Here is a 25,209-nt window from a genome sequence, read left to right as displayed (position 1 = left end):
CATGGCCAAGTTGCGTATAGCGCTGGTCGCCGGAGAAGCTTCCGGCGATATTCTCGGTGCAGGTCTAATGCGGGCCCTCAAGGCCCAGCATCCGGCGGTTGAATTTCTGGGCGTCGGCGGCCCACTGATGCAGGCCGAAGGGCTAACCTCCTATTTCCCCATGGAACGCCTTTCGGTGATGGGGCTGGTAGAGGTGCTGGGACGTTTGCGTGAGCTACTGGCTCGCCGTAAAAAGCTGATCCAGACCCTGATCGAAGAAAACCCCGACGTCTTTATCGGCATCGATGCACCGGACTTCACCCTCAATATCGAACTCAAGTTGCGTCAGGCCGGGATCAAGACTGTGCACTACGTCAGCCCGTCTGTGTGGGCATGGCGGCAGAAGCGCGTGCTGAAGATCCGCGAAGGCTGCGACCTGATGCTGACCCTGCTGCCGTTCGAGGCCAGGTTCTACGAAGAGAAGGGCGTGCCGGTGCGTTTCGTCGGTCATACCCTGGCCGACACCATCCCGCTTCAGGCTGACCGTGCCGCCGCCCGCGCCGAACTGGGCTTGCCGGAGGGTCCGCTGGTGGCCTTGATGCCGGGTAGCCGCGGTGGTGAAGTCGGCCGCCTTGGTGCGCTGTTTTTTGATGCCGCCGAACGTCTGCAAGCCTTGAAGCCGGGTGTGCGGTTCGTATTGCCGTGCGCCAGCCCTGAGCGTCGTGCGCAAATTGAAGAATTGCTGGTGGGGCGCAACTTGCCGTTGAGCCTGCTCGACGGCGGTTCGCACCTGGCCTTGGCCGCTTGCGATGCCGTGTTGATCGCTTCCGGCACCGCCACCCTGGAGGCCTTGCTCTACAAGCGCCCCATGGTTGTGGCTTATCGCCTGGCGCCGCTGACTTATTGGATTCTCAAGCGCATGGTCAAAAGCCCGTATATCTCCTTGCCCAACTTGCTGGCCCAGCGTCTGCTGGTGCCCGAGTTGTTGCAGGACGATGCAACGGCTGAAGCCTTGGCGCAGACGTTGCTCCCTTTGATTGACGGCGGCGAAGAGCAAACCCGTGGTTTTGACGAGATTCACCGGACCTTGCGCCGTGATGCGTCAAACCAGGCCGCCGATGCGGTCCTGACCTTGATCGGCCACACACAGGAAGCCCTATGAAGACGCAAATTGGCCTGGATTTCAGCCTGGTCGCCGAAGCTCATGAATTGGTGGCCGGTGTCGATGAGGTCGGTCGCGGCCCCCTCTGTGGTGCAGTTGTCACGGCTGCGGTGATTCTCGACCCGACCCGGCCGATTATCGGCCTCAACGATTCGAAGAAGCTCACCGAAGCCCGTCGTGAAAAACTCTACGACGAGATTTGCGAGAAAGCCCTGAGCTGGCATATCGCCCGGGCCGAAGTCGAAGAAATCGATGAACTGAACATCCTCCACGCTACGATGCTCGCCATGCAGCGCGCCGTAGAAGGGCTGCACATCGCGCCAAAGCTGGCGAAGATCGACGGCAACCGCTGCCCGAAACTGTCGATGCCGGCCGAGGCCGTGGTCAAGGGCGATAGCAAGGTCCCGGCAATTGCCGCTGCATCGATCCTGGCCAAGGTCAGCCGCGACCGTGAAATGGCTGCTTTCGAATTGATCTACCCCGGCTACGGCATTGGCGGGCACAAAGGCTACCCGACGCCCGTTCATCTGGAAGCTTTGGCTCGTCTGGGTCCGACCCCGATTCACCGTCGCTCGTTTGCCCCGGTGCGCCAGGCTTATGCGGCGCGGGAAAGCCTGATCGAGATCTAGCAGCAGGCTGATGTTTTTGCCAAGGCCCGGTACAATCCGGCCTTTAAAGCGTACCAAGCGCAGTAGCTTTAAATGCCGGATTTCCGGGCCTTGTTGTTTTCACGCTTTGTACAGGATCACTATGCCGGCTTCATTCGTTCACCTACGCCTGCACACTGAATACTCCCTGGTCGACGGCCTGGTACGGATCAAACCGCTGGTCAAAACCCTGGTGGGCATGAACATGCCGGCTGTTGCGGTTACCGATCAGAACAACATGTGTTCCCTGGTCAAGTTCTACAAGGCCGCCATGGGCGCCGGCATCAAGCCGATCTGCGGTGCTGACCTGTGGCTGTCCAACAAAGATCCGGATAACCCCCTGAGCCGCATCAGCCTGTTGGCGATGAACGGCGTCGGTTATCGCAACCTTACTGAGCTGATTTCCCGTGGCTTTATCGATGGGCAGCGCAACGGCTCGATCATCATCGAGCGCGAGTGGGTGGCCGAAGCCAGCGAAGGGCTAATCATGCTCTCGGCAGCCAAAGAGGGTGAAATCGGCATCGCCCTCTTGGGCGGCAATCCTCACGAGGCTGAAGTCCTCGCCCGTGAGTGGATGGAGGTTTTTCCCAACCGCTTCTACCTGGAAATCCAGCGCACCAACCGCCCCAACGATGAGGAACAGTTGCACGCCGCCGTGGCCCTGGCCGAGAAAATCGGCGCGCCGCTGGTAGCGACCAACGACGTGCGCTTTATCAAGAAGGAAGACTACGAGGCTCACGAAACCCGCGTCTGCATCGGTGAAGGCCGTGCGCTGGACGATCCGCGCCGCTCGAAAAACTACAGCGAAGAGCAGTACCTCAAAAGCGCCGATGAAATGGCCGAGCTGTTCAGCGACTTGCCCGAGGCGCTGGAAAACTCCGTCGAGATCGCCAAGCGCTGCAATATTGAAGTGAAGCTGGGCAAGCACTTCCTGCCCAACTTTCCGATTCCCGATGGCCTGACCATCGACGAGTACTTCCGCAAGGTTTCTTTCGACGGGCTGGAAGATCGTCTGAGCGTTCTGATGCCCAGGGACACCACCGAAGACTACGAGGCCAAGCGCCAGGTCTATGTCGATCGACTGAATTTCGAGCTGGATATCATTATCCAGATGGGATTCCCCGGTTACTTCCTGATCGTAATGGACTTTATCCAGTGGGCCAAAAGCAATGGCGTCCCGGTTGGCCCAGGTCGTGGGTCGGGTGCCGGGTCGCTGGTGGCCTATGTGCAGAAGATCACCGACCTTGACCCGCTGGAATATGACCTGCTGTTCGAACGGTTCCTGAACCCGGAACGGGTATCGATGCCCGACTTCGACGTCGACTTCTGCATGGACGGTCGCGACCGGGTCATCGAGTACGTGGCCGAGAAGTATGGCCGCAACGCCGTAAGCCAGATCATCACCTTCGGTTCCATGGCGGCGAAAGCGGTAATCCGTGACGTGGCTCGGGTGCAGGGCAAGTCCTACGGCCTGGCTGACCGCCTGTCGAAGATGATCCCTTTCGAAGTCGGCATGACCCTGGAAAAAGCCTACGAGCAGGAGGAAATCCTGCGGGACTTCATCAAGATCGATGAAGAAGCGGCGGAAATCTGGGACATGGCCCGCAAGCTCGAAGGTGTGGTGCGTAACGTCGGTAAACACGCCGGCGGTGTGGTGATCGCGCCGACCAAGTTGACCGACTTTTCGCCGATCTATTGCGATGAAGAAGGCGGCGGCCTGGTCACCCAGTTCGACAAGGATGACGTGGAGGCGGCCGGCCTGGTGAAGTTCGACTTCCTCGGCCTGCGGACCTTGACGATCATCGATTGGGCGCTGAAGACCATCAACCGCGAGCGCGCCAAGATCGACGAGCCGCCGCTGGATATTGCCTTTATTCCGCTGGACGACAAGCCGACCTACCAGTTGCTGCAAAAGGCCGAAACCACGGCGGTGTTCCAGCTGGAATCACGCGGCATGAAGGAGCTGATCAAAAAGCTCAAGCCCGACTGCCTGGAAGACTTGATCGCACTGGTGGCCCTATTCCGTCCGGGCCCGCTGCAATCAGGCATGGTGGATGACTTCATCAACCGTAAGCACGGTCGCGCCGAACTCGCCTACCCGCACTCCGATTACCAGTACGAAGGCCTCAAACCAGTATTGGCGCCAACCTACGGCATTATCCTGTATCAGGAACAGGTGATGCAGATTGCTCAGGTCATGGCCGGCTACACACTCGGCGGCGCCGACATGCTGCGTCGTGCCATGGGTAAGAAAAAGCCCGAGGAAATGGCCAAGCAGCGCGGCGGGTTCATTGAAGGTTGCACGGCCAACAACATTGAGGCTGAGCTGGCCGGTAACATCTTCGACCTGGTGGAGAAATTCGCCGGTTACGGCTTCAACAAATCCCACTCCGCGGCTTACGGTCTGGTCTCGTACCAGACCGCCTGGCTGAAAACTCACTATCCGGCGCCGTTCATGGCGGCAGTACTGTCTGCCGATATGCACAACACCGACAAGGTCGTGACCTTGATCGAGGAAGTGCGGAGCATGAAGCTGCGCCTCGATGCGCCGGACGTGAACACCTCCGAGTTCAAGTTCACGGTAAATGACGAAGGCCGCATCATTTATGGCCTTGGCGCGATCAAGGGTGTGGGCGAAGGCCCGGTGGAGGCGATTACTGAAGCGCGTCAGGATGGGCCGTTCAAGGACCTGTTCGACTTCTGCGCGCGGGTCGACCTCAAGCGGATCAACAAGCGCACCCTCGACGGTTTGATTCGTAGTGGTGCGCTGGATCGTCTCGGTCCTTACTTTCATGACGAGCCGAAGGCTTACCAGGCCAATATCGACCGCAACCGTGCAGTCTTGCTGACCGCAATGGAAGAGGCGATCAAGGCCGCCGAACAAACCGCCCGCACCCACGACAGTGGCCATGCCGACCTGTTTGGCGGCCTGTTCGTCGAAGAAGACGCCGATGTCTATGTCAATCACCGCAAAGCCAAGGACCTGACCCTCAAGGAGCGCCTCAAGGGCGAGAAGGACACCCTGGGCCTGTACCTTACCGGTCACCCGATTGACGAGTACGAAGGGGAAATTCGCCGTTTCGCTCGCCAGCGCATCATCGACCTGAAGCCTGCGCGGGATACCCAGACCGTCGCGGGGATGATCATCGCCCTGCGGGTGATGAAGAACAAAAAGGGTGACAAGATGGGCTTTATCACCCTCGACGACCGTTCTGGCCGAATCGAGGCTTCCTTGTTTGCCGACGCATTCCACTCTGCCCAATCGCTGTTGCAGACCGACGCCATGGTGGTGGTGGAAGGGGAGGTCAGCAACGATGACTTTTCCGGTGGCTTGCGCCTGCGGATCAAGCGGGTGATGAGCATGGAAGATGCGCGCACCAACCTGGCCGAAAGCCTGCGCCTGAAAGTGCGGACTGAAGCGCTTAAAGGTGATCAACTACGCTGGTTGGGGGACTTGCTCAAGCGTCATCGTGGCGCATGCCCAGTGACCATGGAGTACACCGGCAGCGATGCAAAGGCCATGCTGCAGTTTGGCGAGACCTGGCGAATTGACCCGGCAGACGGCTTGATTCAAGCATTGCGTGACCAGTTTGGGCGTGACAACGTCTTCCTCCAATACCGTTGACGGTCATGGGGCTTCTTTGCCATGAAGAGCAAGCGCCCTGACCTCGACCCAATATTTAATCTCGACCTAAACGCGCCTCTCCCTTAAGGTAGGGCGCGAATAGACAATCGGCTGGCCAGGCACCCCTTGGCCGTCGACCCAAGACGGACGCTTATGAACCCGAATTTTCTTGATTTCGAACAGCCGATCGCTGACCTGCAAGCCAAGATCGAAGAACTGCGCCTGGTCGGCAATGACAATTCGCTGAACATAGGCGATGAAATCTCCCGCCTGCAAGACAAGAGCAACACGCTCACCGAAGACATCTTCGGCAAGCTGACTAGTTGGCAGATCGCGCGCCTGGCCCGGCACCCGCGCCGTCCGTACACCCTGGACTACATCGACCACATCTTCACCGAGTTCGATGAGCTGCATGGCGATCGTCACTTCTCTGACGACGCTGCCATTGTTGGCGGTATCGCTCGCCTGGACGACCAGCCAGTGATGGTGATTGGTCACCAGAAAGGCCGTGAAGTGCGCGAGAAGGTTCGCCGCAACTTCGGCATGCCCCGCCCGGAAGGCTACCGCAAGGCCTGCCGCCTGATGGAAATGGCAGAACGCTTCAAAATGCCGATCCTGACCTTTATCGACACCCCAGGTGCCTACCCAGGCATCGACGCCGAAGAGCGCAACCAGAGCGAAGCGATTGCCTGGAACCTTCGGGTCATGGCACGACTGAAAACCCCGATCATCGCCACCGTGATCGGTGAAGGTGGTTCCGGCGGTGCACTGGCCATTGGCGTGTGCGATCAACTGAACATGCTGCAATATTCGACCTACGCGGTGATTTCGCCGGAAGGTTGTGCCTCGATCCTGTGGAAAACCGCCGAGAAAGCGCCGGATGCCGCGGAAGCGATGGGTATCACCGCCGAGCGCCTGAAAGGTCTGGGTATCGTTGATAAAGTCATCACCGAGCCATTGGGCGGCGCCCATCGCGATCCGGCGGCCGTGGCCGCTTCGATCCGTGCCGAACTGAGCGCACAGCTGTCGATGCTCAAGAAGTTCGACAATGACGCACTGCTGGCCCGCCGTTACGAGCGACTGATGAGCTACGGTCTCTGATCGATCACCGATCTGACAGACAATGAAGAACTAATGTGGGAGCCGGACTTGCCTGGCTCCCACATTTGATCGCTATAAGTTTCGAGGGTGATTCTGCTCGGACGGTACTCGATGAAACCTTTCAAGCCGGATCTTCCCGCCAAGCTCCTGCAAGCACTAGCCCCCTGGCGCAATGCCCCGGCTTGGCACATCGCTTTCTCCGGTGGCCTCGACTCCACCGTCCTGCTGCACCTTCTGGCTACGCTGGCCAAGACCGAAAACCTCCCGCCACTCAGTGCTATCCATGTCCATCATGGGCTGCAAGCTGCGGCCGATGCTTGGCCGGCTCATTGCCAGGCCTTGTGCGACACGCTGGGCGTGCCACTGCAGGTCATCCGCGTAAAAGTGCAGCCTGGCGCAAGTCTGGAGCGTGCGGCCCGTGAGGCGCGGTATCAGGCGCTCGGCCAAGTGACCAGGGCAGGAGAGCTGCTGCTCACGGGCCAACACCGCAACGATCAGGCCGAAACCCTGTTGTTTCGATTATTGCGTGGGGCGGGCGTGCGCGGGCTGGCGGCTATGCCTGTGCAGCGTCCGTTGGGTGATGGCTACCTGCTGCGGCCGCTGCTAGATACGTCGCGCATCGAATTGGAAGCCTACGCTCACGAGCAGCAGTTAACCTGGGTCGAAGACCCGACCAACGCCGACCCGAGCTTCTCGCGCAACTACCTGCGCCATCACGTGCTCCCGCTGCTGACCGAGCGCTGGCCTAAGGCTGTCAGCACTATGGCCCGCAGCGCCGAGCATCTGAGCGAGGCCCAGGGTTTGCTCGATGAATTGGCACTGATGGACTTACAGGCCGCCAGCCAGCCCTCGATATTCCCCTGGCTGGCACTGCCATCCCTGGCCCTTGAACCGCTTACCATGCTTTCCGAGGCCCGTCAGCGCAACGCCTTGCGACACTGGCTGACACCGCTGAGCCGTTTGCCCGACAGTGATCACTGGGCTGGCTGGAGTGCGTTGCGTGATGCTGCGGCAGACGCCCAGCCTCTGTGGCGCCTGGCAGACGGCCAGTTGCATCGGGCTGGCGGGCGTATCTGGTGGTTGCCTGCCGGCTGGTCGGATTTTTCTGACGCTCCGGCGAGCTGGTCACACCCTGAAAATCCACTACAGTTACCCGGTAATGGTCATCTGTATTTTAGCGGCACTGCGCCCAAAGGCCCACTGCACATACGCTACCGCCAGGGCGGCGAAGTCATGGAAGTGCCAGGTCGAGGTCACCGCGACCTTAAGCGTTTGCTTAACGAAAGCGGGGTGCCGGGCTTTGTCCGTGGCAGATTGCCGCTGCTGTACCGCGACGAGCAATTATTGGCCCTGCCGAACCTGCCTGGACTGGCGGCAAGTGCCCGTGGCGACTGGGAATTACATTGGATACCTGCAACACGCGATCAAGGTTTGAGCTGATAGCCCCTTTCCGGTAGACTACGCTCCCTTCTTGATACAACTTCTGTGGATTCGCCTGAATCGCAGCAGTTGCCGATTACCAAGCAGTCTTTGCTGGGCGATTCCAAAAAATGTGTAGCGATCAACGTACCGGTGTTCCATTGCCGGTCTGTCATAACGCGGCGGTTTTTTTGAAAGATGCACTGTGATTAATGCAGGTGATCGGGGGCTTCGGCCTTCCTTCGCTTTCCCCGGCGGCTCGGACCGCTTTAACGCAGACTTCTAGGGTTTTTCATGACGCGCTACATATTCGTCACGGGCGGTGTTGTTTCTTCATTGGGGAAAGGCATTGCCTCCGCTTCATTGGCGGCCATCCTGGAGGCGCGGGGACTTAAGGTCACCATGCTCAAGCTGGACCCGTACATTAACGTCGATCCGGGCACCATGAGCCCGTTCCAGCACGGTGAAGTGTTCGTCACCCACGACGGCGCCGAGACCGACCTGGACCTGGGTCACTACGAGCGGTTCATCCGCACGACTATGACCCAGAACAACAACTTCACCACCGGCCGTGTCTACGAGCACGTGCTGCGCAAGGAGCGCCGTGGTGACTACCTGGGTGCAACCATCCAGGTGATCCCGCACATCACCGACGAAATCAAGCGCCGCATCATCAAGGGCGCTGGCGATGCCGACGTGGCCATGGTCGAGATCGGCGGCACCGTGGGCGACATCGAGTCCCAACCGTTCCTTGAAGCCATCCGCCAGTTGCGTTTCGAAGTCGGCGCCAAGCGCGCGATGCTGATGCACCTGACCCTGGTGCCGTATATCGCCACCGCCGGCGAAACCAAAACCAAGCCTACCCAGCACTCGGTCAAGGAACTGCGTTCCATCGGCCTGCAGCCAGATGTGCTGGTGTGCCGCTCCGACCACGCGATCGATATCGCTTCGCGTCGCAAGATCGCCCAGTTCACCAACGTTGAAGAGCGTGCGGTGATTGCCCTGGAAGACGCCGACACCATCTACAAGATCCCGGGCATCCTGCACGCTCAGGGCCTGGATGATTTTGTCGTCGAACGTTTCGGCCTGCAATGTGGCGGCGCCGATCTGTCCGAGTGGGAAGCCGTGGTTGACGCCAAGCTCAACCCTGAGCATGAAGTCACCATTGCCATGGTCGGCAAGTACATGGAACTGCTGGATGCCTACAAGTCGCTGATCGAAGCGATGAGCCATGCAGGCATCAGCAACCGCACCAAGGTCAACCTGCGCTATATCGATTCCGAAGACATCGAGAACCAGGGCACCGCGTTGCTGGAAGGCGTCGATGCTATCCTGGTGCCGGGCGGCTTCGGTCTGCGTGGCGTGGAAGGCAAGATCACTGCCGTTCAATACGCTCGGGAAAACAAGGTGCCTTACCTGGGTATCTGCCTGGGCATGCAAGTGGCGGTCATTGAGTTCGCCCGTAACGTGATGGGCTGGAAAGACGCCAACTCCACCGAGTTCGATCGCGCCAGCGGCCACCCGGTCGTCGGTTTGATCACCGAATGGGAAGATGCCACCGGCGCTGTTGAGACCCGTACCGAAACCTCCGACATGGGCGGCACCATGCGCCTTGGCGCGCAGGATTGCCTGCTGGAATCAGGCTCGCTGGTGCACGATTGCTACGGCAAGGACGTGATCGTCGAGCGTCACCGTCACCGTTACGAAGTGAACAACAAGCTGCTGCCACAGATCCTGGACGCTGGCCTGAAAGTTTCCGGTCGCTCCGGTGATGGCGCATTGGTTGAAGTGGTCGAAGCGCCAGATCATCCATGGTTCGTCGCTTGCCAGTTCCACCCAGAGTTCACCTCGACACCTCGTGACGGTCACCCGTTGTTCAGCGGCTTCGTCAAAGCTGCACTGACGCAACATCAGAAGAAGGCGTAAACCTGATGGCCCAGAAGATCATTCGCGTAGGCGACATCGAGATTGCCAACGACAAGCCAATGGTGCTGTTCGGCGGCATGAACGTGCTGGAAAGCCGCGATATGGCGATGAAGGTCTGTGAAGAGTACGTCAAGGTCACCCAGAAACTGGGTATCCCTTACGTGTTCAAGGCCAGCTTCGACAAGGCCAACCGTTCGTCTGTGACCTCCTATCGCGGCCCTGGCCTTGAAGAAGGCATGCGGATCTTCCAGGACATCAAGCAAGCTTTCGGCGTGCCGATCATCACCGACGTCCACGAGTCTGAACAGGCCGCCGTGGTCGCCGAGGTGTGCGACATCATCCAGTTGCCGGCCTTCCTGTCGCGCCAGACCGACCTCGTGGTCGCGATGGCCAAGACTGGCGCTGTGATCAATATCAAGAAAGCCCAGTTCCTCGCGCCCCAAGAAATGAAACACATCCTGAGCAAGTGCGTGGAAGCGGGTAATGACCAGTTGATCCTCTGCGAGCGCGGTTCCAGCTTCGGCTACAACAACCTCGTGGTGGACATGCTCGGTTTTGGCATCATGAAACAGTTCGAATACCCAGTGTTCTTCGACGTGACCCACGCGCTGCAAATGCCCGGCGGTCGCTCCGATTCCGCTGGCGGGCGTCGTGCCCAGGTATTGGATCTGGCCAAGGCCGGCATCAGCCAGTCCCTGGCTGGTCTGTTCCTGGAAGCCCACCCGGACCCGGACAACGCCAAGTGCGATGGTCCGTGTGCCCTGCGCCTGGACAAACTGGAGCCATTTCTGGCCCAGCTCAAGCAGTTGGACGAACTGGTCAAGAGTTTTCCGACGGTAGAGACCGCGTAAAGCCGATTTCTCCGGTAAAGTATCCCACGCTAAATGCTCAGGCCCTCGGGCCTGAGTCTTGTCGTCTGCAAGTCTGCCCCGTTGTTCCACCCTTGCGGTCGGTCAAAAGATTTCCTTCCGCTGCGTCGTTTTCGTCAACTTTGGAGTGTTTACAACAATGGCAAAAATCGTCGACATCAAAGGTCGTGAAGTTCTCGACTCCCGTGGCAACCCCACCGTCGAAGCCGACGTGCTTCTCGATAACGGCATCATCGGCAGCGCCTGCGCGCCGTCCGGTGCTTCCACCGGTTCCCGTGAAGCACTGGAACTGCGTGATGGCGACAAGAGCCGTTACCTGGGCAAGGGTGTACTCAAGGCTGTAGCCAACATCAACGGTCCGATCCGTGACCTGTTGCTGGGCAAGGACCCGCTGGACCAGAAAGCCCTCGATCACGCGATGATCAAGCTCGACGGTACCGAAAACAAAGGCAGTCTGGGCGCTAACGCGATCCTCGCCGTATCCCTGGCTGCTGCCAAGGCCGCTGCACAGGATCAGGACCTGCCGCTGTACGCGCACATCGCCAACCTCAACGGTACACCGGGCGTCTACTCGATGCCGGTACCGATGATGAACATCATCAACGGTGGCGAGCACGCCGATAACAACGTCGACATCCAGGAATTCATGGTGCAGCCGGTTGGCGCCAAGACCTTCTCCGAAGGCCTGCGCATGGGTACCGAGATTTTTCATCACCTCAAGGCTGTGCTGAAGGCTCGTGGCCTGAGCACTGCTGTTGGTGACGAAGGTGGTTTCGCGCCGAACCTGGCATCCAACGAAGATGCACTGAAAGTGATCTCCGAAGCCGTGGCCAACGCCGGCTACAAGCTGGGCACCGACGTGACCTTGGCCTTGGACTGCGCTGCCAGCGAATTCTACGAAGACGGCAAGTACAACCTGTCCGGCGAAGGCCAGGTGTTCAACTCCGAAGGTTTTGCTGACTACCTCAAAGGCTTGAGCGAACGCTACCCGATCATCTCCATTGAAGATGGCCTGGACGAGTCCGATTGGGACGGCTGGAAAATCCTCACCGACAAGATCGGCGAGAAAGTCCAACTGGTGGGCGACGACTTGTTCGTGACCAACACCAAGATACTGAAAGAAGGCATCGACAAAAAGATCGCGAACTCGATCCTGATCAAGTTCAACCAGATCGGCACCTTGACCGAAACCCTGGAAGCCATCCAGATGGCCAAGGCGGCTGGTTACACTGCTGTGATCTCCCACCGCTCCGGCGAAACTGAGGACTCGACCATTGCCGACCTGGCCGTGGGTACCTCGGCGGGCCAGATCAAGACCGGTTCCCTGTGCCGTTCCGATCGCGTTTCCAAGTACAACCAATTGCTTCGTATCGAAGAGCAGTTGGGCGCCAAAGCCAAGTACAACGGTCGTAGCGAGTTTCGCGGCTGATTGTTAAATGGTAAAAAGTCAGCAGATTGCGTCGGAAAAATCACGACAGCGTGAATTTCGACGCTAATCTCATGGCTATCAAGCGTAAGCCTGGTTTTTCCAGGCTTCGTGCTATCAGTTACTTCAAAAGTTTTTGCATGGCTGTCTTTTTTCACTGGAAACCCGATATTCGATGCGCAGTCCCAATTGGTTGTTCCTCGTCTTGCTCTTGCTCCTGGCTGGCCTGCAGTACCGCCTATGGGTGGGGAATGGCAGCCTGGCGCAGGTAACCGACCTGACCCAGCAAATTGCCGCACAGCACGCCGAAAACGAGGTGTTGCTGGAGCGCAACCGTGTGCTCGATGCCGAAGTGCTTGAGTTGAAAAAAGGCATGGAGACCGTAGAAGAACGGGCTCGTCATGAATTGGGCATGGTCAAGGAGGGCGAAACCCTCTACCAGTTGGCCCAATGAACCACTGTTTACCGGCCTTCTGGGCCGTGATTCCTGCCGCGGGCGTTGGTGCCCGTATGGCCGCGGACCGTCCCAAGCAATACTTGCAACTGGGCGGGCGCACTATTCTCGAACACAGCCTCGGCTGTTTTCTCGATCATCCTGACCTTAAGGGGCTGGTGGTCAGTCTCGCTGTTGATGATCCTTATTGGCCGGCTCTGCCGTGTGCCGGTGATCCGCGTATTGCGCGGGTGGATGGCGGCGAAGAGCGTTCGGGTTCGGTGCTTAACGCGTTGCTGCACCTACATGCCCAGGGTGCCGGTGATGACGATTGGGTGTTGGTGCACGATGCGGCACGGCCGAATTTGAGTCGCGATGACCTGGACAAACTATTGTCGGAACTGGCGAATGATCCTGTAGGCGGTTTGCTGGCGGTACCTGCTCGCGACACCCTCAAACGTGTCGATAAGCACGGGCGAGTGGTAGAGACCGTTGATCGCAGCCTGATCTGGCAAGCCTATACGCCGCAGATGTTTCGCCTGGGCGCCTTGCATCGGGCTTTGGCTGACAGCCTGGTGGCCGATGCCGTGATCACCGATGAAGCTTCGGCCATGGAATGGTCCGGCCAGGCGCCGCGCTTGATCGAAGGGCGCTCGGACAATATCAAAGTGACCCGGCCTGAAGACTTGGAGTGGCTGCGGCTACGATGGTCGAATCGCAGATAAATGTGGCATGACCCAGCAGGTGCTACTTTTCAGTCGCTGTACTCCGGCCTTCCAGCCAACCCCTCTTTCAAAAAGTCCACCAGCTTGCGCACCTTCGGCGACAAATGCCGTTGCTGCGGATACAGCGCCCATACCGCCGTATTGGGCGGTTGATGACCCTCAAGCAACGACACCAGTGCGCCGCTGTGCAAGTGTTTCAGCACGTAATAGTCCGGCAACTGACACAAGCCCACCCCTTGCAGCGCTGCATCTAAAACCGCCTGCCCACTGTTGCAGCGCCAGTTTCCATGCACCCGCTGGGAAAACTCCCGCCCGTCTTGTGCCAACTGCCAGATATCCGAACTGCCGATCAGACAGTTATGCCGACTCAATTCCGACAAGCTGTGTGGCCGTCCATACCGCTCAAGGTAGGAGGGAGACGCGCAGAGGTACATGCGCCGTGGCGCCAGGCGGCTTGCGACCATCCTTGAGTCTTGCAGGCGTCCAAGGCGAATCGCCAGGTCCAGCCCTTCGTGGACCAGGTCCAGTTGGCGGTTGCTCAGCTCGATATCTACCCGCAGTTGTGGGTAAAGCCCCATGAACCGCGTCACCAGTGGCACGATAAAGCGTTCGCCATAGGCCACGGCGCAGGTCATGCGCAACATGCCCTTGGGTTCGCTGGCCAGGTCACCCACTGCCCGTAGGGCTTCCTCGCGGCCATCCTGCAGACGTTGGCAATGTTGCAGAAAAGTCTGGCCGGCCTCGGTCAGCGTTACCCGTCGGGTGCTTCGGTACAGCAGGCGGGTTTGCAGGCGTTCTTCCAGGCGCGCCACCTGGCGGCTGATATGGGACGAGGACACCCCAAGACGTTCGGCGGCCGCCGTAAATTGGCTGCACTCGGCCACGGCAACGAACTCATCGATGCCTTCCCAGCGGTTTTCCAGCATGGTGATTATCCCTGTGCAGCAATAATGTTTTGCTTTTGCCTGGATTATTAATCAGTAGGCAATGTTTTACACTGTTGGTCTTGCTTTATAACTCCATGGAGAACCCGGATGATCAAGTCCCGCGCTGCCGTAGCCTTCGAGGCCAAGAAACCCCTTGAGATCGTTGAAGTTGATGTCGCCATGCCCAAGGCGGGTGAAGTGCTGTTGCGCGTGGTCGCCTCCGGTGTTTGCCATACTGATGCTTTCACTTTGTCGGGCGCCGATCCGGAAGGCATCTTCCCGTCGATCCTCGGCCATGAAGGCGGCGCGATAGTCGAAGCCATTGGCGAAGGAGTGACATCGGTGGCGGTGGGCGACCACGTGATCCCGCTGTACACCCCGGAATGTGGCAAGTGCAAATTCTGCCTGAGTGGCAAGACCAACCTGTGCCAGGCGATTCGTGCCACTCAGGGCAAGGGTTTGATGCCTGATGGCACTTCGCGCTTTTCCTACAAGGGCCAGCCGATTTTCCACTACATGGGCACCTCGACTTTCTCTGAGTACACCGTGTTGCCGGAAATCTCCGTGGCCAAGATCCCCAAGGATGCGCCCCTGGAAAAAGTCTGCCTGCTGGGCTGCGGCGTCACCACTGGCATCGGTGCGGTGATCAACACCGCCAAGGTCAAGCCGGGTGACACCGTGGCCATCTTCGGTCTGGGCGGTATTGGTCTTTCGGCGGTCATTGGTGCGGTCAAGGCCAAGGCCGCACGCATCATTGCCATCGACATCAACCCGGCCAAGTTCGAGATTGCCAAGCAGCTGGGTGCCACCGACTGCATCAACCCGAAAGACTATGACCGCCCGATCCAGGACGTGATTGTTGATTTGACCGACGGCGGCGTGGACTTTTCCTTCGAATGCATCGGCAATGTCCAGCTGATGCGTGCGGCCCTTGAATGCTGCCACAAAGGCTGGGGCGAGTCGGTGATCATCGGTGTGGCCGGTGCTGGCCAGGAGATATCCACTCGTCCGTTCCAGTTGGTGACTGGTCGCGTCTGGCGCGGTTCGGCGTTCGGTGGCGTGCGCGGTCGCAGCGAGCTGCCAAGCTATGTGGAAATGGCCCAGACCGGTGAAATTCCTTTGGATACCTTCATTACTCACACCATGGGCCTGGAAGATATCAACAAGGCATTCGACCTGATGCATGAAGGCAAAAGCATCCGTACCGTCATTCATTTCTGAAGAGCAGCGGCAAGTTGCAAGCTATAAGCGGCAAGGGGGGCGACTCTCTTGCAGTTTGAGGCTTGTGACTTGAAGCTGGGAGCACTCCCATGACCCTGGAAAATATTTCCTGCCAGAAGAGTTTTGGCGGTTGGCATAAACGTTACAAACACAGCTCCCGCGTACTGGGCTGTGACATGACGTTCGCCGTCTACCTGCCGCCGCAAGCGGAGCAGGGCGGCAAATTGCCGGTGCTGTACTGGCTGTCGGGACTGACTTGCACCGATGAAAACTTCATGCAGAAGGCGGGTGCGATGCGTGTTGCGGCCGAGTTGGGGCTGATCATCGTTGCGCCAGATACCAGTCCGCGTGGGTCCGGTGTGCCTGGGGATCCGGACGGTGCCTGGGATTTCGGTCTGGGTGCCGGGTTTTATCTGAATGCCACCCAGGAGCCTTGGGCCAAGCACTATCGGATGCATGACTACGTGGTGCAGGAATTGCCGGAACTGGTCGAGGCGCATTTCCCTGCCTCCAGCAAGCGCGGCATCAGCGGTCACTCCATGGGTGGTCACGGCGCGCTGGTCTGTGCCTTGCGCAATCCGGGTCGTTATCAATCGGTGTCGGCGTTCTCGCCGATCAACAATCCGATGGATTGCCCGTGGGGCCAGAAGGCCTTCTCCCGCTACTTGGGGGATGAGCGTTCGAAGTGGCGTGAGTGGGATGCCTGTGTGTTGATCAGCGAAGCTACGCAAAAGCTGCCGTTGCTGGTAGACCAGGGCGATCGCGATGATTTTCTTGAGGTGCAACTCAAGCCCGAAGCCTTGCAGCAAGCCGCCAGGGCGGCCAACCATCCGCTCAAGCTGCGGCTGCAACCGGGCTATGACCACAGCTACTTCTTTATCGCCAGCTTCATCGAAGACCATTTGCGACATCATGGACGCGCTTTGCTCGGTTAATGTCGGGCAAAAGTAGGTAGAATCACGCCCTGAATTAAATCGGGGCGTTTTTTTATGCGTATTGGCCACGGCTATGATGTGCACCGTTTCGCCGAAGGCGACTTCATCACCCTGGGTGGCGTGCGGATCGCGCACCACCACGGGTTGCTGGCTCATTCCGACGGCGACGTTGTCCTGCACGCCTTGAGCGATGCCTTACTCGGCGCCGCTGCGCTGGGGGATATTGGCAAGCACTTCCCGGACACCGACCCGCAATTCAAGGGGGCGGACAGCCGTGTGCTGCTGCGCCACGTGGTCGGCCTGCTCCATGCCAAGGGCTGGAAGGTCGCCAATGTCGACAACACCATCATTGCCCAGGCGCCGAAAATGGCCCCGCATATCGAATCGATGCGCGCGCTGATTGCCGCGGATCTTCAAGTTGAGTTGGATCAAGTGAACGTAAAAGCCACCACCACCGAAAAACTCGGGTTTGCCGGTCGCGAAGAGGGCATTGCCGTGCACGCCGTTGCCTTGTTGCAACACGCATGAATGATCTACAACTGCTGGGTCCGCGAGCCTATGGCGATGCCCTGGGCAGCGCAGTACTGAAGGCCACGGCCGAAGACTTCCAGGTGGATGAAGTACTGGATATTCCGCTGACCGGCGAAGGCGAACACCTGTGGTTATGGGTGGAGAAGCGCGGCCTGAATACCGAAGAGGCGGCGCGGCGCATTGCCAAGGCGGCAGGTGTGCCGTTGCGCACCGTCAGCTATGCAGGCCTCAAGGATCGCCAGGCGCTGACCCGCCAGTGGTTCAGCGTGCAACTGCCGGGCAAGGCCGATCCGGACCTGACTGCGGCGGAAAACGACACGCTGAAGATCCTGAAGATCGCCCGCCACAAGCGCAAGCTGCAACGCGGCGCTCATTCGGCCAACGGCTTCACGCTGCGGCTGACTCAGTTCGTCGGCGATGCCGCCGCGATCGATGCGCGCCTGCAACTGATCGTCCAGCAAGGCATCCCCAATTATTTTGGCGCTCAGCGCTTCGGCCATAACGGTGGCAACGTGGCGGATGCCCGCGATTGGGCTGCCCGCAAGGCCTTGCCGGAACAGCGCAACGTGCGTTCACGCCTGCTTTCCACCGCCCGTAGTTTTCTGTTCAATAAAGTGCTGGCGGCGCGGGTAGCCGACGGCTCCTGGCAGCGCGCCCAGGTCGGCGACTTACTGGCGTTCACCGATAGCCGCAGCTTTTTCCCGGCGGGGGAGGCGGAGTGTAGCGATCCGCGCCTGGCCATCCTTGATTTGCATCCCACCGGCCCGCAATGGGGTGAAGGCGATTCGCCGGCTACCGGTGCCACTCATGACTTGGAGCAGGCGGTGGCCGCCAGCGAAGCGGACCTGCGCGATTGGCTGGTCAATGCCGGCATGAGCCAGGAACGTCGCATTCTGCGACTGCCCATTGGCGGGTTGACGTGGCATTATCCCTCGCTGGACATTCTGCAATTGGAATTCGTCCTGCCGGCCGGATGCTTCGCCACTGTCTTGGTGCGCGAGCTTGTTGATCTGGTGCCGGTGGGGCAGACGGACAGCCCATGCGTATTCTGATATCTAACGACGACGGGGTCACAGCACCCGGCCTTGCCGCGCTTCATGCTGCGCTGGCGGACTACGCTGAGTGCGTGGTGGTTGCCCCGGACCAGGACAAAAGTGGTGCCAGCAGCTCGCTGACGCTCGACCGTCCGTTGCACCCGCAAACGTTAGCCAACGGCTTTATCAGCCTGAACGGAACCCCCACCGATTGCGTGCACCTGGCAATTAATAGTCTGCTGGATCGTGAGCCGGACCTCGTGGTTTCCGGGATCAACCTGGGTGCCAACCTCGGCGATGACGTGTTGTATTCCGGCACAGTGGCGGCTGCCCTTGAAGGGCGGTTCCTGGGGCGGGCCTCGTTTGCCTTCTCGTTGGCATCTCGCCAGTTGGACAACCTGCCCACGGCTGCCTATTTCGCCCGCAAGCTGGTGGAGGCCCATGACTCCCTGGATCTGCCGCCGCGCACGGTGCTTAACGTCAATATTCCCAACCTGCCCCTGGACCATATTCGCGGTATCCAACTGACCCGCCTGGGCCATCGTGCCCGAGCGGCAGCACCGCTGAAGGTGACCGATCCTCGTGGCAAGGAAGGCTATTGGATCGCTGCAGCGGGTGATGCCGAGGACGGCGGACCGGGCACTGACTTTCATGCGGTGATGCAGGGTTATGTTTCGATTACTCCATTGCAACTCGATCGCACCTTCAGTGATGCCTTCAGTAGTCTCGATGGCTGGCTGGAGGGGTTGCGCTAATGGCTCGTGAACAAGACGACCTGCTGCGTAGGGGTATCGGCATGACCTCCCAGCGCACCCGCGAGCGGTTGATCCAGCGGCTTTACGAAGAGGGCTTGTCCAATGCCCAGGTGCTGGAAGTCATCCGTCGTACTCCACGGCATTTATTCGTCGATGAAGCCCTGGCACACCGAGCTTATGAAGACACCGCGCTGCCCATTGGCCACAACCAGACCATCTCCCAGCCGTACATGGTTGCGCGGATGAGTGAACTGCTGTTGGCGGCGGGTCCTCTGGACAAGGTGCTGGAGATCGGTACCGGCTCCGGTTACCAGACCGCCGTTCTGTCGCAGTTGGTGGAGCGGGTATTCTCCGTCGAGCGGATCAAGGTGTTGCAGGATCGGGCCAAGGAACGCCTGATGGAATTGAATCTGCGCAACGTAGTCTTTCGCTGGGGCGATGGCTGGGAAGGCTGGCCGGCGCTGGCGCCTTACAACGGCATAATCGTGACGGCGGTTGCGACCGATGTGCCCCAGGCATTGCTGGACCAGTTGGCTCCAGGCGGGCGGCTGGTCATTCCCGTGGGGTCTGGCGAAGTGCAGCAATTGATGTTGATCATTCGCGAGGAAGAGGGCTTTTCCCGGCATGTGCTGGGGGCGGTACGTTTTGTCCCGCTACTTAATGGCCCGCTGGCCTGATCATTTACCTGTACATACTGAATTCTATTGCCGGGTATGTGTCTTACAGCGGGGTCTATTGAGTCAACATAATCGATGCAGCGTATTAAACAGGATGATTTTTTCGTTTCTGTCTTGTTGCCGGTTAAAGCTCAGCAGCCAGTTATACTTGCGTCATATTTCAAGCCTGATACAGGCGTTCATATTCAGCCACCACAAAGGGAGCGGCGGGTGAGTCTCACGGTCATTGCGCAGCGTATGAGTAAAACAAGTTTTCAGCGACTGGTGATTGGCCTTGTCTTGAGTTCCTTATTGGCTGCCTGCTCCAGTACGCCAGGCGGCGGGGCGCGGGTCGTTGATCGCAATAATGCAGTGCCACAAAAGCCGACGGTCACCACCGGGCAATATGTCGTGCGCAAGGGCGATACGATGTTCTCGATTGCCTTCCGTTATGGCTGGGATTACAAGGCTCTCGCAGCCCGTAACAATATTCCTGTGCCCTATACGATACATCCAGGTCAGACCATTCGTTTCGACGGGCGTACCGGTTCAACACCGACTGCAGTTGTCACAAAATCCGGCTCATCGCCGTCATCTTCCAGCAGGACGACAGTCATCACTCGGCCTGCAGGCACCGCCACGCCTACGGTGGCGAGCAAGCAGGTACTCGCGCCGTTGCCTCCTGCAGGGCCTGCGCCGACTGGTTGGGGATGGCCTTCAAATGGCATTCTTATTGGGAAATTTTCCTCAAACGGTAGTTTGAATAAAGGCATTGATATCGCCGGGGATTTGGGACAGCCTGTTTTAGCTGCGTCAGATGGGACTGTGGTGTACGCCGGGAGTGGTTTACGGGGCTACGGTGAACTTGTCATCATCAAACACAGCGATACCTACGTGAGTGCCTACGGTCATAACCGCAGGCTGTTGGTTCGGGAGGGGCAGCAGGTCAAAGTCGGACAGACAATTGCCGAAATGGGGTCGACTGGAACGGACCGGGTGAAACTGCATTTTGAGATTCGCCGCCAAGGTAAGCCTGTTGATCCACTGCAATTCCTTCCCCGTCGTTGATGTGGTGCCAGCCTGTTTCCTCACGTAGAAGGAACAGGCTCCAGCGTTGCCAAGGATAAAGGCGTCGCTTGAGCTTGAGGTCGAACTCACCAAAGGACTATAACAATGGCTCTCAGTAAAGAAGCGCCGGAGTTTGACATCGACGATGAGGTTCTCCTTATGGAGACTGATGTCGGTACGGATTCGATGTCGAACGAGAGGTCTGCTGTACCTTCGGTTCGTGCCAAATCCAAAAACTCCTCAGCGTTAAAACAGCATAAATACATTGATTACACTCGGGCGCTCGATGCAACCCAGTTGTATCTCAATGAAATCGGCTTTTCCCCCTTGCTCACCCCCGAAGAAGAAGTCCATTTTGCGCGGTTGTCGCAAAAGGGCGATCCGGCTGGGCGCAAACGCATGATTGAAAGCAACCTGCGCCTGGTGGTGAAAATCGCCCGACGCTACGTCAATCGTGGGCTTTCCCTGTTGGACCTGATCGAAGAGGGCAACCTCGGCTTGATCCGGGCGGTGGAGAAGTTCGACCCTGAGCGGGGTTTCCGCTTTTCGACCTACGCCACGTGGTGGATTCGTCAGACCATCGAACGAGCGATCATGAATCAGACCCGGACCATCCGGTTGCCGATCCATGTGGTCAAGGAGCTCAACGTCTACCTGCGGGCGGCGCGTGAGCTGACACAAAAACTCGATCATGAACCTTCGCCTGAAGAAATCGCCAACCTGCTGGAAAAACCGGTAGGAGAGGTCAAGCGTATGCTGGGTCTCAATGAGCGGGTCTCTTCGGTTGATGTCTCGCTGGGTCCTGACTCGGATAAAACCCTGCTGGACACCCTGACCGATGATCGTCCTACGGATCCTTGTGAACTGTTGCAGGATGATGATCTTTCTCAAAGCATTGACCAGTGGCTTTCGGAGCTGACGGACAAGCAACGCGAGGTGGTGATACGCCGCTTCGGGTTGCGCGGCCACGAAAGCAGCACCCTGGAGGATGTTGGCCTGGAGATCGGCCTGACCCGTGAGCGGGTGCGGCAGATCCAGGTGGAGGGCCTCAAGCGCTTGCGTGAGATCCTTGAGAAGAATGGCTTGTCGAGTGAGTCGTTGTTTCAATAGAGACGATGCTTGGCAGCGATGAAACGCCCTATGCATGTGAATGCGTCGGGCGTTTTGCTTTGTATGCCGTAGATACTTTGTTCACGGTCAAGCTTTAGCGAGGCTGACGCAGTCTCGCCAGGGCTCGACATCTATGGAAATGTAGGTGTGGGGCCAAATGACAGGCACAAAAAAGCCCCGCTTTTAAGGGCGGGGCTTTTCGACTAAATCAGTACAAGTTAGATAACTTGAACTTCTTCAGCTTGCATGCCTTTCTGGCCGCGGGTAGCGACGAAAGAGACCTGTTGGCCTTCTTTCAGGCTTTTGAAGCCGTCAGATTGGATAGCTTTGAAGTGAACGAACAGGTCGTCACCGGATTGTGGAGTGATGAAGCCGAAGCCTTTTTCATCGTTGAACCACTTAACGGTACCAGTTTGGCGATTAGACATGGTGTATCTCCTTGGACAAAGTTGACTGCGACTCAGGAAAAGCCCTGGCCGAGACTGAGTGCAAAGAGCAGGAAAAATTCTTGGAGATGGTTGGATCGAAATTCAACATATCGTGTAGAGATTCTCAGTGACACAAGCAGCACAGTGGCGCCACCTTAACCCTTTTTCCGGAACGTGCCAATGGTATTTCCGAAGGTTTCTCTAAATTCGTGACTGACGGCGCCCTCTGCAGGGGTTGATCCCCTGAATTCAAGGCCCGGCCCCGCTGTGTAAGGCTGGCAGGAATCTGCCAGCCTTACTAAGAAAAATCCTCGGCCCTTTGAACCACGAGGCTGGCCCCGGTAAGATGCTCAACAGAATTTTTCCACCTCGCTATTCAGGACACCCGCCATGAGCATCAAATCGGACAAGTGGATTCGCCGCATGGCGCAAGAGCACGGCATGATCGAGCCCTTCGTAGAGCGTCAGGTGCGCGGCGAAGGCGCCGACCGAGTGATTTCGTACGGGGTTTCCAGCTACGGCTACGACGTGCGCTGCGCCGATGAGTTCAAGGTGTTCACCAACATCAACTCGGCCACCGTTGATCCGAAAAACTTCGACGAAAAGAGCTTCGTCGACGTCAAGAGCGATGTGTGCATCATTCCGCCAAACTCCTTTGCCCTGGCCCGCACCGTCGAGTTCTTCCGCATTCCGCGCAACGTTCTGACCATTTGCCTGGGCAAGAGCACCTATGCGCGCTGCGGCATCATCGTCAACGTGACCCCGCTTGAGCCAGAGTGGGAAGGCCACGTAACCCTGGAATTCTCCAACACCACCACCTTGCCGGCGAAGATCTACGCCAACGAAGGTGTGGCGCAGATGCTGTTTTTCGAATCCGACGAAGAGTGTGAAGTCTCTTACAAGGACCGTGGTGGCAAGTACCAGGGCCAGCGTGGCGTCACCCTGCCGCGAGCCTGATCGAATCGTCTGACATACCAAGGGAATTTGTCAGCGGGCAGGCACTCTATTGGGTGTACTGCCCCGGATCGTGCAAAACGCGCCGGGCCACGCTTGAGGAGTACCCCTATGAAGATCGATCCGCGAATCAGCGCCGAACTTGCCCGGCTTGAACCCAATCAGATTGGCGTTCTGGCCTGGTCCCTGATGGCACATCCCCCGATCAGCGCTGGCGGTATCCCCGGCCAGCCCGATCCTGATTACCCCCAGCCCACTGAACCTGGTGAGCCTACCCTTCCGGACGAGCCGCCGCCCGCGCCAGTTGCGTGAAGGTGCTCATCGTGTCTCTCACGGCCCGCTGAGCGCGTTGCGTGCGTCCAGCCTTGGGGCCGCGGCCGTTATTTCAGATTGCCGCTCAGGAACTGTTGGAGGCGCTCGCTCTTGGGGCTCCCCAGCACTTCTTCCGGTGTGCCTTCCTCTTCCACCAGGCCCTTGTGTAGAAACAACACTTGGCTCGACACCTTGCGGGCGAAGCTCATTTCGTGGGTCACCATGATCATGGTCCGGCCTTCTTCGGCCAGACCCTGGATCACCTTCAGCACTTCGCCCACCAGTTCTGGGTCCAGGGCCGAGGTTGGCTCGTCGAACAACATCACCTCCGGCTCCATCGCCAGGGCGCGGGCGATTGCTACCCGTTGTTGCTGGCCGCCGGAGAGAAACGCCGGATATTGATCGGCGACCCGTGCCGACAGGCCGACCTTGTCCAGATAGCGACGGGCGCGGTCTTCGGCATCTTTCTTGCTGCAGCCCAGCACTCGTCGCGGAGCCATGGTGATGTTTTCCAGGACGCTCATGTGGCTCCACAGGTTGAAGTGCTGGAACACCATCGCCAGTCGCGTGCGCAAGCGCTGCAACTCGGCATCGTCGGCTACGCGCATGCCGTGGCGGTCGCTGACCATGCGAATTTGCTGGCCATCGAGGGTCATGGCGCCGTCATTGGGTTGTTCAAGAAAGTTGATGCAGCGTAAAAAGGTGCTTTTGCCCGAACCGCTGGCGCCGATCAGGCTGATCACATCACCGGTCCTGGCCTTGAGCGAGACACCTTTGAGCACTTCGTTATCGCCATAGCTTTTGTGCAGGCCTTCAACGGTCAATTTGTACATGGGGGCGTGCATCCTTCAAGGCGAAAGTAGATAGCCGCTGCGATAGGCTTGCGTGCCTGCGACATGGGCGATGACCATCCCGGCGGTGGCCATGCGGCGCAGCGAACGGGCGTAAAGCAGGCCGGCATTACGGCAATGAATCGGCGTTACGCGGTCGTGAATGGGGTCGATGATTTCGGCGATAAGCTGACCGGCTTTGAGGTATTCCCCAGGCAGCGCGCTGAATACCAGCAAGCCACCCACAGGCGTCGCCACGGGTTCAACAGCGGCCAGCGGCGTGGCGGGATAGGGCAAGTCCGGCAACGCTGCCGGCTCTCCGGCGATGGCGCCGAACTGAATCAGGTAATCGATGATTGCCTGGCAGTCGAGGCTCGCCAAACCGTGGTTCACATCCCCTTGGCCGCGCAACTCGACAGTCACGGAAAAGCTGCCCATGGGAATGTTGAAGCGCTCGCCAAAACGTTGCTGCAACTGCCACCACGCCAGGGTGAAACACTCATCGAAGGATTGGCCGCCGGAGTCGGTGGCCAGCAGGCAGGCTTCGGCGCCGATATAGCGGGCCAACGGCTCGACCTGTGGCCAGGCATCGGGCGTGGTGTACAGGTGGGCCACGGCTTCGAAGTCGCAATGCAGGTCCAGCACCATGTCGGCATCACACGCCAGGCGTTGCAGCACCAGGCGTTGGGATTGTAGCTGGGTGGCCGGCACCTGCCGGGCAAGGGCCTGGCGCAGGCTGTCGCGGATCAGCTCCCGGTTGAGGTGCGGATCACTGCCCAGCAGGCCTTCGACCTGATTGCCGACTTCTTCACTGAGGTCGACAAACCGGCGATTGAAGTTCTGCCCGCTCTCCAGCTCGTAGCGGCCAAGGGGGATATCCATCAACACCTGTTCCAGGCCCGCCGGGTTGGCGATGGGCACCAGCACGATTTCACTGTGTAGGCGCCCGGCGGCGGCTAGTTCGGCCAGGCGGGCCTTCAGGTGCCAGGCCACCAGCATGCCGGGCAGCTCGTCGGCGTGCAGCGAAGACTGAATGTAGACCTTGCCTTCAGCCTGCTGCGGCCCGAAGTGGAAGCTGTGAATCTGCCGCGCCGTGCCTGGCACCGGCGCCAATAGTTCATGAATCAGATGACGCAT

At 58.8% G+C, this 25,209-nt stretch carries 24 protein-coding genes; 20 read left to right on the top strand and 4 right to left on the bottom strand.

The window, feature by feature from the left end; all coding sequences use genetic code 11:
• Window position 1 precedes the first annotated feature (1 nt).
• The 10 genes from lpxB (at window position 2) to ispD (ending at window position 13,312) form a co-directional block, all read left to right on the top strand.
• Window positions 2-1,141, top strand: a complete 1,140-nt coding sequence (gene lpxB, locus AAEZ06_RS06935) for a lipid-A-disaccharide synthase (protein WP_149413003.1) — start codon at window positions 2-4, stop codon at window positions 1,139-1,141.
• Window positions 1,138-1,770, top strand: a complete 633-nt coding sequence (rnhB, locus tag AAEZ06_RS06930; protein WP_350613593.1) for a ribonuclease HII — start codon at window positions 1,138-1,140, stop codon at window positions 1,768-1,770. Before lpxB ends, rnhB begins: the two co-directional genes overlap by 4 nt.
• Before the next feature lie 121 nt (window positions 1,771-1,891).
• Window positions 1,892-5,413: a DNA polymerase III subunit alpha gene (dnaE, locus tag AAEZ06_RS06925; protein ID WP_350613591.1), complete on the top strand. Its 3,522-nt coding sequence runs from the start codon at window positions 1,892-1,894 to the stop codon at window positions 5,411-5,413.
• Between the two features lie 153 nt (window positions 5,414-5,566).
• A complete protein-coding gene (locus tag AAEZ06_RS06920; protein WP_149413006.1) occupies window positions 5,567-6,514 on the top strand; it encodes an acetyl-CoA carboxylase carboxyltransferase subunit alpha in 948 nt (315 codons plus the stop codon).
• Window positions 6,515-6,625: 111 nt separating this feature from the next.
• A complete protein-coding gene (tilS, locus tag AAEZ06_RS06915; protein WP_149413007.1) occupies window positions 6,626-7,954 on the top strand; it encodes a tRNA lysidine(34) synthetase TilS in 1,329 nt (442 codons plus the stop codon).
• 273 nt (window positions 7,955-8,227) lie between these two features.
• Window positions 8,228-9,859, top strand: a complete 1,632-nt coding sequence (pyrG, locus tag AAEZ06_RS06910) for a CTP synthase (protein WP_149413008.1) — start codon at window positions 8,228-8,230, stop codon at window positions 9,857-9,859.
• 5 nt (window positions 9,860-9,864) lie between these two features.
• Window positions 9,865-10,710: a 3-deoxy-8-phosphooctulonate synthase gene (gene kdsA / locus AAEZ06_RS06905; RefSeq protein ID WP_133099403.1), complete on the top strand. Its 846-nt coding sequence runs from the start codon at window positions 9,865-9,867 to the stop codon at window positions 10,708-10,710.
• 157 nt (window positions 10,711-10,867) lie between these two features.
• Window positions 10,868-12,157, top strand: coding sequence for a phosphopyruvate hydratase (gene eno, locus AAEZ06_RS06900; RefSeq protein ID WP_149413009.1), 1,290 nt, complete (start codon window positions 10,868-10,870; stop codon window positions 12,155-12,157).
• Between the two features lie 172 nt (window positions 12,158-12,329).
• Window positions 12,330-12,608: a cell division protein FtsB gene (gene ftsB, locus AAEZ06_RS06895; RefSeq protein ID WP_029297251.1), complete on the top strand. Its 279-nt coding sequence runs from the start codon at window positions 12,330-12,332 to the stop codon at window positions 12,606-12,608.
• Entirely contained in the window at window positions 12,605-13,312 is a 708-nt protein-coding gene (gene ispD / locus AAEZ06_RS06890; RefSeq protein ID WP_149413010.1) for a 2-C-methyl-D-erythritol 4-phosphate cytidylyltransferase, read from the top strand. Before ftsB ends, ispD begins: the two co-directional genes overlap by 4 nt.
• 29 nt (window positions 13,313-13,341) lie before the next feature.
• Here ispD and AAEZ06_RS06885 read toward each other — a convergent pair whose 3' ends face one another.
• Window positions 13,342-14,238 (bottom strand): LysR substrate-binding domain-containing protein, encoded by an 897-nt coding sequence (locus tag AAEZ06_RS06885; protein WP_149413011.1) that lies wholly within the window; start codon window positions 14,236-14,238, stop codon window positions 13,342-13,344.
• A gap of 108 nt (window positions 14,239-14,346) precedes the next feature.
• Here AAEZ06_RS06885 and AAEZ06_RS06880 point away from each other — a divergent pair, with 108 nt between their 5' ends.
• From AAEZ06_RS06880 to rpoS, 8 genes are all read left to right on the top strand, one after another.
• Window positions 14,347-15,459 carry an S-(hydroxymethyl)glutathione dehydrogenase/class III alcohol dehydrogenase gene (locus AAEZ06_RS06880; RefSeq protein WP_149413012.1) on the top strand — a complete coding sequence of 371 codons (1,113 nt, stop codon included), beginning with the start codon at window positions 14,347-14,349 and terminating at the stop codon, window positions 15,457-15,459.
• 89 nt (window positions 15,460-15,548) lie between these two features.
• Complete coding sequence (gene fghA, locus AAEZ06_RS06875; RefSeq protein WP_149413013.1) at window positions 15,549-16,394, top strand: S-formylglutathione hydrolase; 846 nt, start codon at window positions 15,549-15,551, stop codon at window positions 16,392-16,394.
• 54 nt (window positions 16,395-16,448) lie between these two features.
• Window positions 16,449-16,922, top strand: coding sequence for a 2-C-methyl-D-erythritol 2,4-cyclodiphosphate synthase (gene ispF / locus AAEZ06_RS06870; protein ID WP_350613586.1), 474 nt, complete (start codon window positions 16,449-16,451; stop codon window positions 16,920-16,922).
• Window positions 16,919-17,977 carry a tRNA pseudouridine(13) synthase TruD gene (gene truD / locus AAEZ06_RS06865; RefSeq protein ID WP_149413014.1) on the top strand — a complete coding sequence of 353 codons (1,059 nt, stop codon included), beginning with the start codon at window positions 16,919-16,921 and terminating at the stop codon, window positions 17,975-17,977. Before ispF ends, truD begins: the two co-directional genes overlap by 4 nt.
• A complete protein-coding gene (surE, locus tag AAEZ06_RS06860; protein WP_350613584.1) occupies window positions 17,965-18,714 on the top strand; it encodes a 5'/3'-nucleotidase SurE in 750 nt (249 codons plus the stop codon). The genes truD and surE overlap by 13 nt, the downstream gene beginning before the upstream one ends.
• A gap of 41 nt (window positions 18,715-18,755) precedes the next feature.
• Window positions 18,756-19,391 (top strand): protein-L-isoaspartate(D-aspartate) O-methyltransferase, encoded by a 636-nt coding sequence (locus tag AAEZ06_RS06855; RefSeq protein WP_178114486.1) that lies wholly within the window; start codon window positions 18,756-18,758, stop codon window positions 19,389-19,391.
• 210 nt (window positions 19,392-19,601) lie between these two features.
• A complete protein-coding gene (locus tag AAEZ06_RS06850; RefSeq protein ID WP_149413072.1) occupies window positions 19,602-20,438 on the top strand; it encodes a peptidoglycan DD-metalloendopeptidase family protein in 837 nt (278 codons plus the stop codon).
• 105 nt (window positions 20,439-20,543) lie between these two features.
• Window positions 20,544-21,548 (top strand): RNA polymerase sigma factor RpoS, encoded by a 1,005-nt coding sequence (rpoS, locus tag AAEZ06_RS06845; protein ID WP_149413017.1) that lies wholly within the window; start codon window positions 20,544-20,546, stop codon window positions 21,546-21,548.
• Window positions 21,549-21,766: 218 nt separating this feature from the next.
• On the opposite strand, the gene AAEZ06_RS06840 is transcribed toward rpoS, so the two are convergent.
• A complete protein-coding gene (locus tag AAEZ06_RS06840; protein ID WP_014336857.1) occupies window positions 21,767-21,976 on the bottom strand; it encodes a cold-shock protein in 210 nt (69 codons plus the stop codon).
• Window positions 21,977-22,366: 390 nt separating this feature from the next.
• On the opposite strand from AAEZ06_RS06840, the gene dcd reads away from it, so the two are divergent.
• Window positions 22,367-22,933 carry a dCTP deaminase gene (dcd, locus tag AAEZ06_RS06835; RefSeq protein ID WP_133099392.1) on the top strand — a complete coding sequence of 189 codons (567 nt, stop codon included), beginning with the start codon at window positions 22,367-22,369 and terminating at the stop codon, window positions 22,931-22,933.
• Between the two features lie 108 nt (window positions 22,934-23,041).
• On the top strand, window positions 23,042-23,242 hold the full coding sequence (locus tag AAEZ06_RS06830) for a hypothetical protein (protein WP_133099391.1): 201 nt from the start codon (window positions 23,042-23,044) through the stop codon (window positions 23,240-23,242).
• A 68-nt stretch (window positions 23,243-23,310) separates the two neighbouring features.
• Here the strand turns inward: AAEZ06_RS06830 and AAEZ06_RS06825 are convergent, their stop codons facing one another.
• Together AAEZ06_RS06825 and AAEZ06_RS06820 are read right to left on the bottom strand one after the other, a co-directional pair.
• Window positions 23,311-24,075, bottom strand: coding sequence for an ABC transporter ATP-binding protein (locus tag AAEZ06_RS06825; protein ID WP_350613580.1), 765 nt, complete (start codon window positions 24,073-24,075; stop codon window positions 23,311-23,313).
• Window positions 24,076-24,090: 15 nt separating this feature from the next.
• A complete protein-coding gene (locus AAEZ06_RS06820; RefSeq protein ID WP_149413019.1) occupies window positions 24,091-25,209 on the bottom strand; it encodes a succinylglutamate desuccinylase/aspartoacylase family protein in 1,119 nt (372 codons plus the stop codon).

This window comes from Pseudomonas sp. HY7a-MNA-CIBAN-0227 (genome assembly GCF_040310325.1).
In the GTDB taxonomy this organism is placed as follows: Bacteria; Pseudomonadota; Gammaproteobacteria; order Pseudomonadales; family Pseudomonadaceae; genus Aquipseudomonas.
This window is presented reverse-complemented; position numbering and strand designations above follow the sequence as displayed.

Bases quoted from the DNA above. Each gene is read 5' to 3' on its own strand.
- lpxB (WP_149413003.1), top strand. From the start codon at position 2: ATGGCCAAGTTGCGTATAGCGCTGGTCGCCGGAGAAGCTTCCGGCGAT.
- rnhB (WP_350613593.1), top strand. From the start codon at position 1,138: ATGAAGACGCAAATTGGCCTGGATTTCAGCCTGGTCGCCGAAGCTCAT.
- dnaE (WP_350613591.1), top strand. From the start codon at position 1,892: ATGCCGGCTTCATTCGTTCACCTACGCCTGCACACTGAATACTCCCTG.
- AAEZ06_RS06920 (WP_149413006.1), top strand. From the start codon at position 5,567: ATGAACCCGAATTTTCTTGATTTCGAACAGCCGATCGCTGACCTGCAA.
- tilS (WP_149413007.1), top strand. From the start codon at position 6,626: ATGAAACCTTTCAAGCCGGATCTTCCCGCCAAGCTCCTGCAAGCACTA.
- pyrG (WP_149413008.1), top strand. From the start codon at position 8,228: ATGACGCGCTACATATTCGTCACGGGCGGTGTTGTTTCTTCATTGGGG.
- kdsA (WP_133099403.1), top strand. From the start codon at position 9,865: ATGGCCCAGAAGATCATTCGCGTAGGCGACATCGAGATTGCCAACGAC.
- eno (WP_149413009.1), top strand. From the start codon at position 10,868: ATGGCAAAAATCGTCGACATCAAAGGTCGTGAAGTTCTCGACTCCCGT.
- ftsB (WP_029297251.1), top strand. From the start codon at position 12,330: ATGCGCAGTCCCAATTGGTTGTTCCTCGTCTTGCTCTTGCTCCTGGCT.
- ispD (WP_149413010.1), top strand. From the start codon at position 12,605: ATGAACCACTGTTTACCGGCCTTCTGGGCCGTGATTCCTGCCGCGGGC.
- AAEZ06_RS06885 (WP_149413011.1), bottom strand. From the start codon at position 14,238: ATGCTGGAAAACCGCTGGGAAGGCATCGATGAGTTCGTTGCCGTGGCC.
- AAEZ06_RS06880 (WP_149413012.1), top strand. From the start codon at position 14,347: ATGATCAAGTCCCGCGCTGCCGTAGCCTTCGAGGCCAAGAAACCCCTT.
- fghA (WP_149413013.1), top strand. From the start codon at position 15,549: ATGACCCTGGAAAATATTTCCTGCCAGAAGAGTTTTGGCGGTTGGCAT.
- ispF (WP_350613586.1), top strand. From the start codon at position 16,449: ATGCGTATTGGCCACGGCTATGATGTGCACCGTTTCGCCGAAGGCGAC.
- truD (WP_149413014.1), top strand. From the start codon at position 16,919: ATGAATGATCTACAACTGCTGGGTCCGCGAGCCTATGGCGATGCCCTG.
- surE (WP_350613584.1), top strand. From the start codon at position 17,965: ATGCGTATTCTGATATCTAACGACGACGGGGTCACAGCACCCGGCCTT.
- AAEZ06_RS06855 (WP_178114486.1), top strand. From the start codon at position 18,756: ATGACCTCCCAGCGCACCCGCGAGCGGTTGATCCAGCGGCTTTACGAA.
- rpoS (WP_149413017.1), top strand. From the start codon at position 20,544: ATGGCTCTCAGTAAAGAAGCGCCGGAGTTTGACATCGACGATGAGGTT.
- AAEZ06_RS06840 (WP_014336857.1), bottom strand. From the start codon at position 21,976: ATGTCTAATCGCCAAACTGGTACCGTTAAGTGGTTCAACGATGAAAAA.
- dcd (WP_133099392.1), top strand. From the start codon at position 22,367: ATGAGCATCAAATCGGACAAGTGGATTCGCCGCATGGCGCAAGAGCAC.
- AAEZ06_RS06830 (WP_133099391.1), top strand. From the start codon at position 23,042: ATGAAGATCGATCCGCGAATCAGCGCCGAACTTGCCCGGCTTGAACCC.
- AAEZ06_RS06825 (WP_350613580.1), bottom strand. From the start codon at position 24,075: ATGTACAAATTGACCGTTGAAGGCCTGCACAAAAGCTATGGCGATAAC.
- AAEZ06_RS06820 (WP_149413019.1), bottom strand. From the start codon at position 25,209: ATGCGTCATCTGATTCATGAACTATTGGCGCCGGTGCCAGGCACGGCG.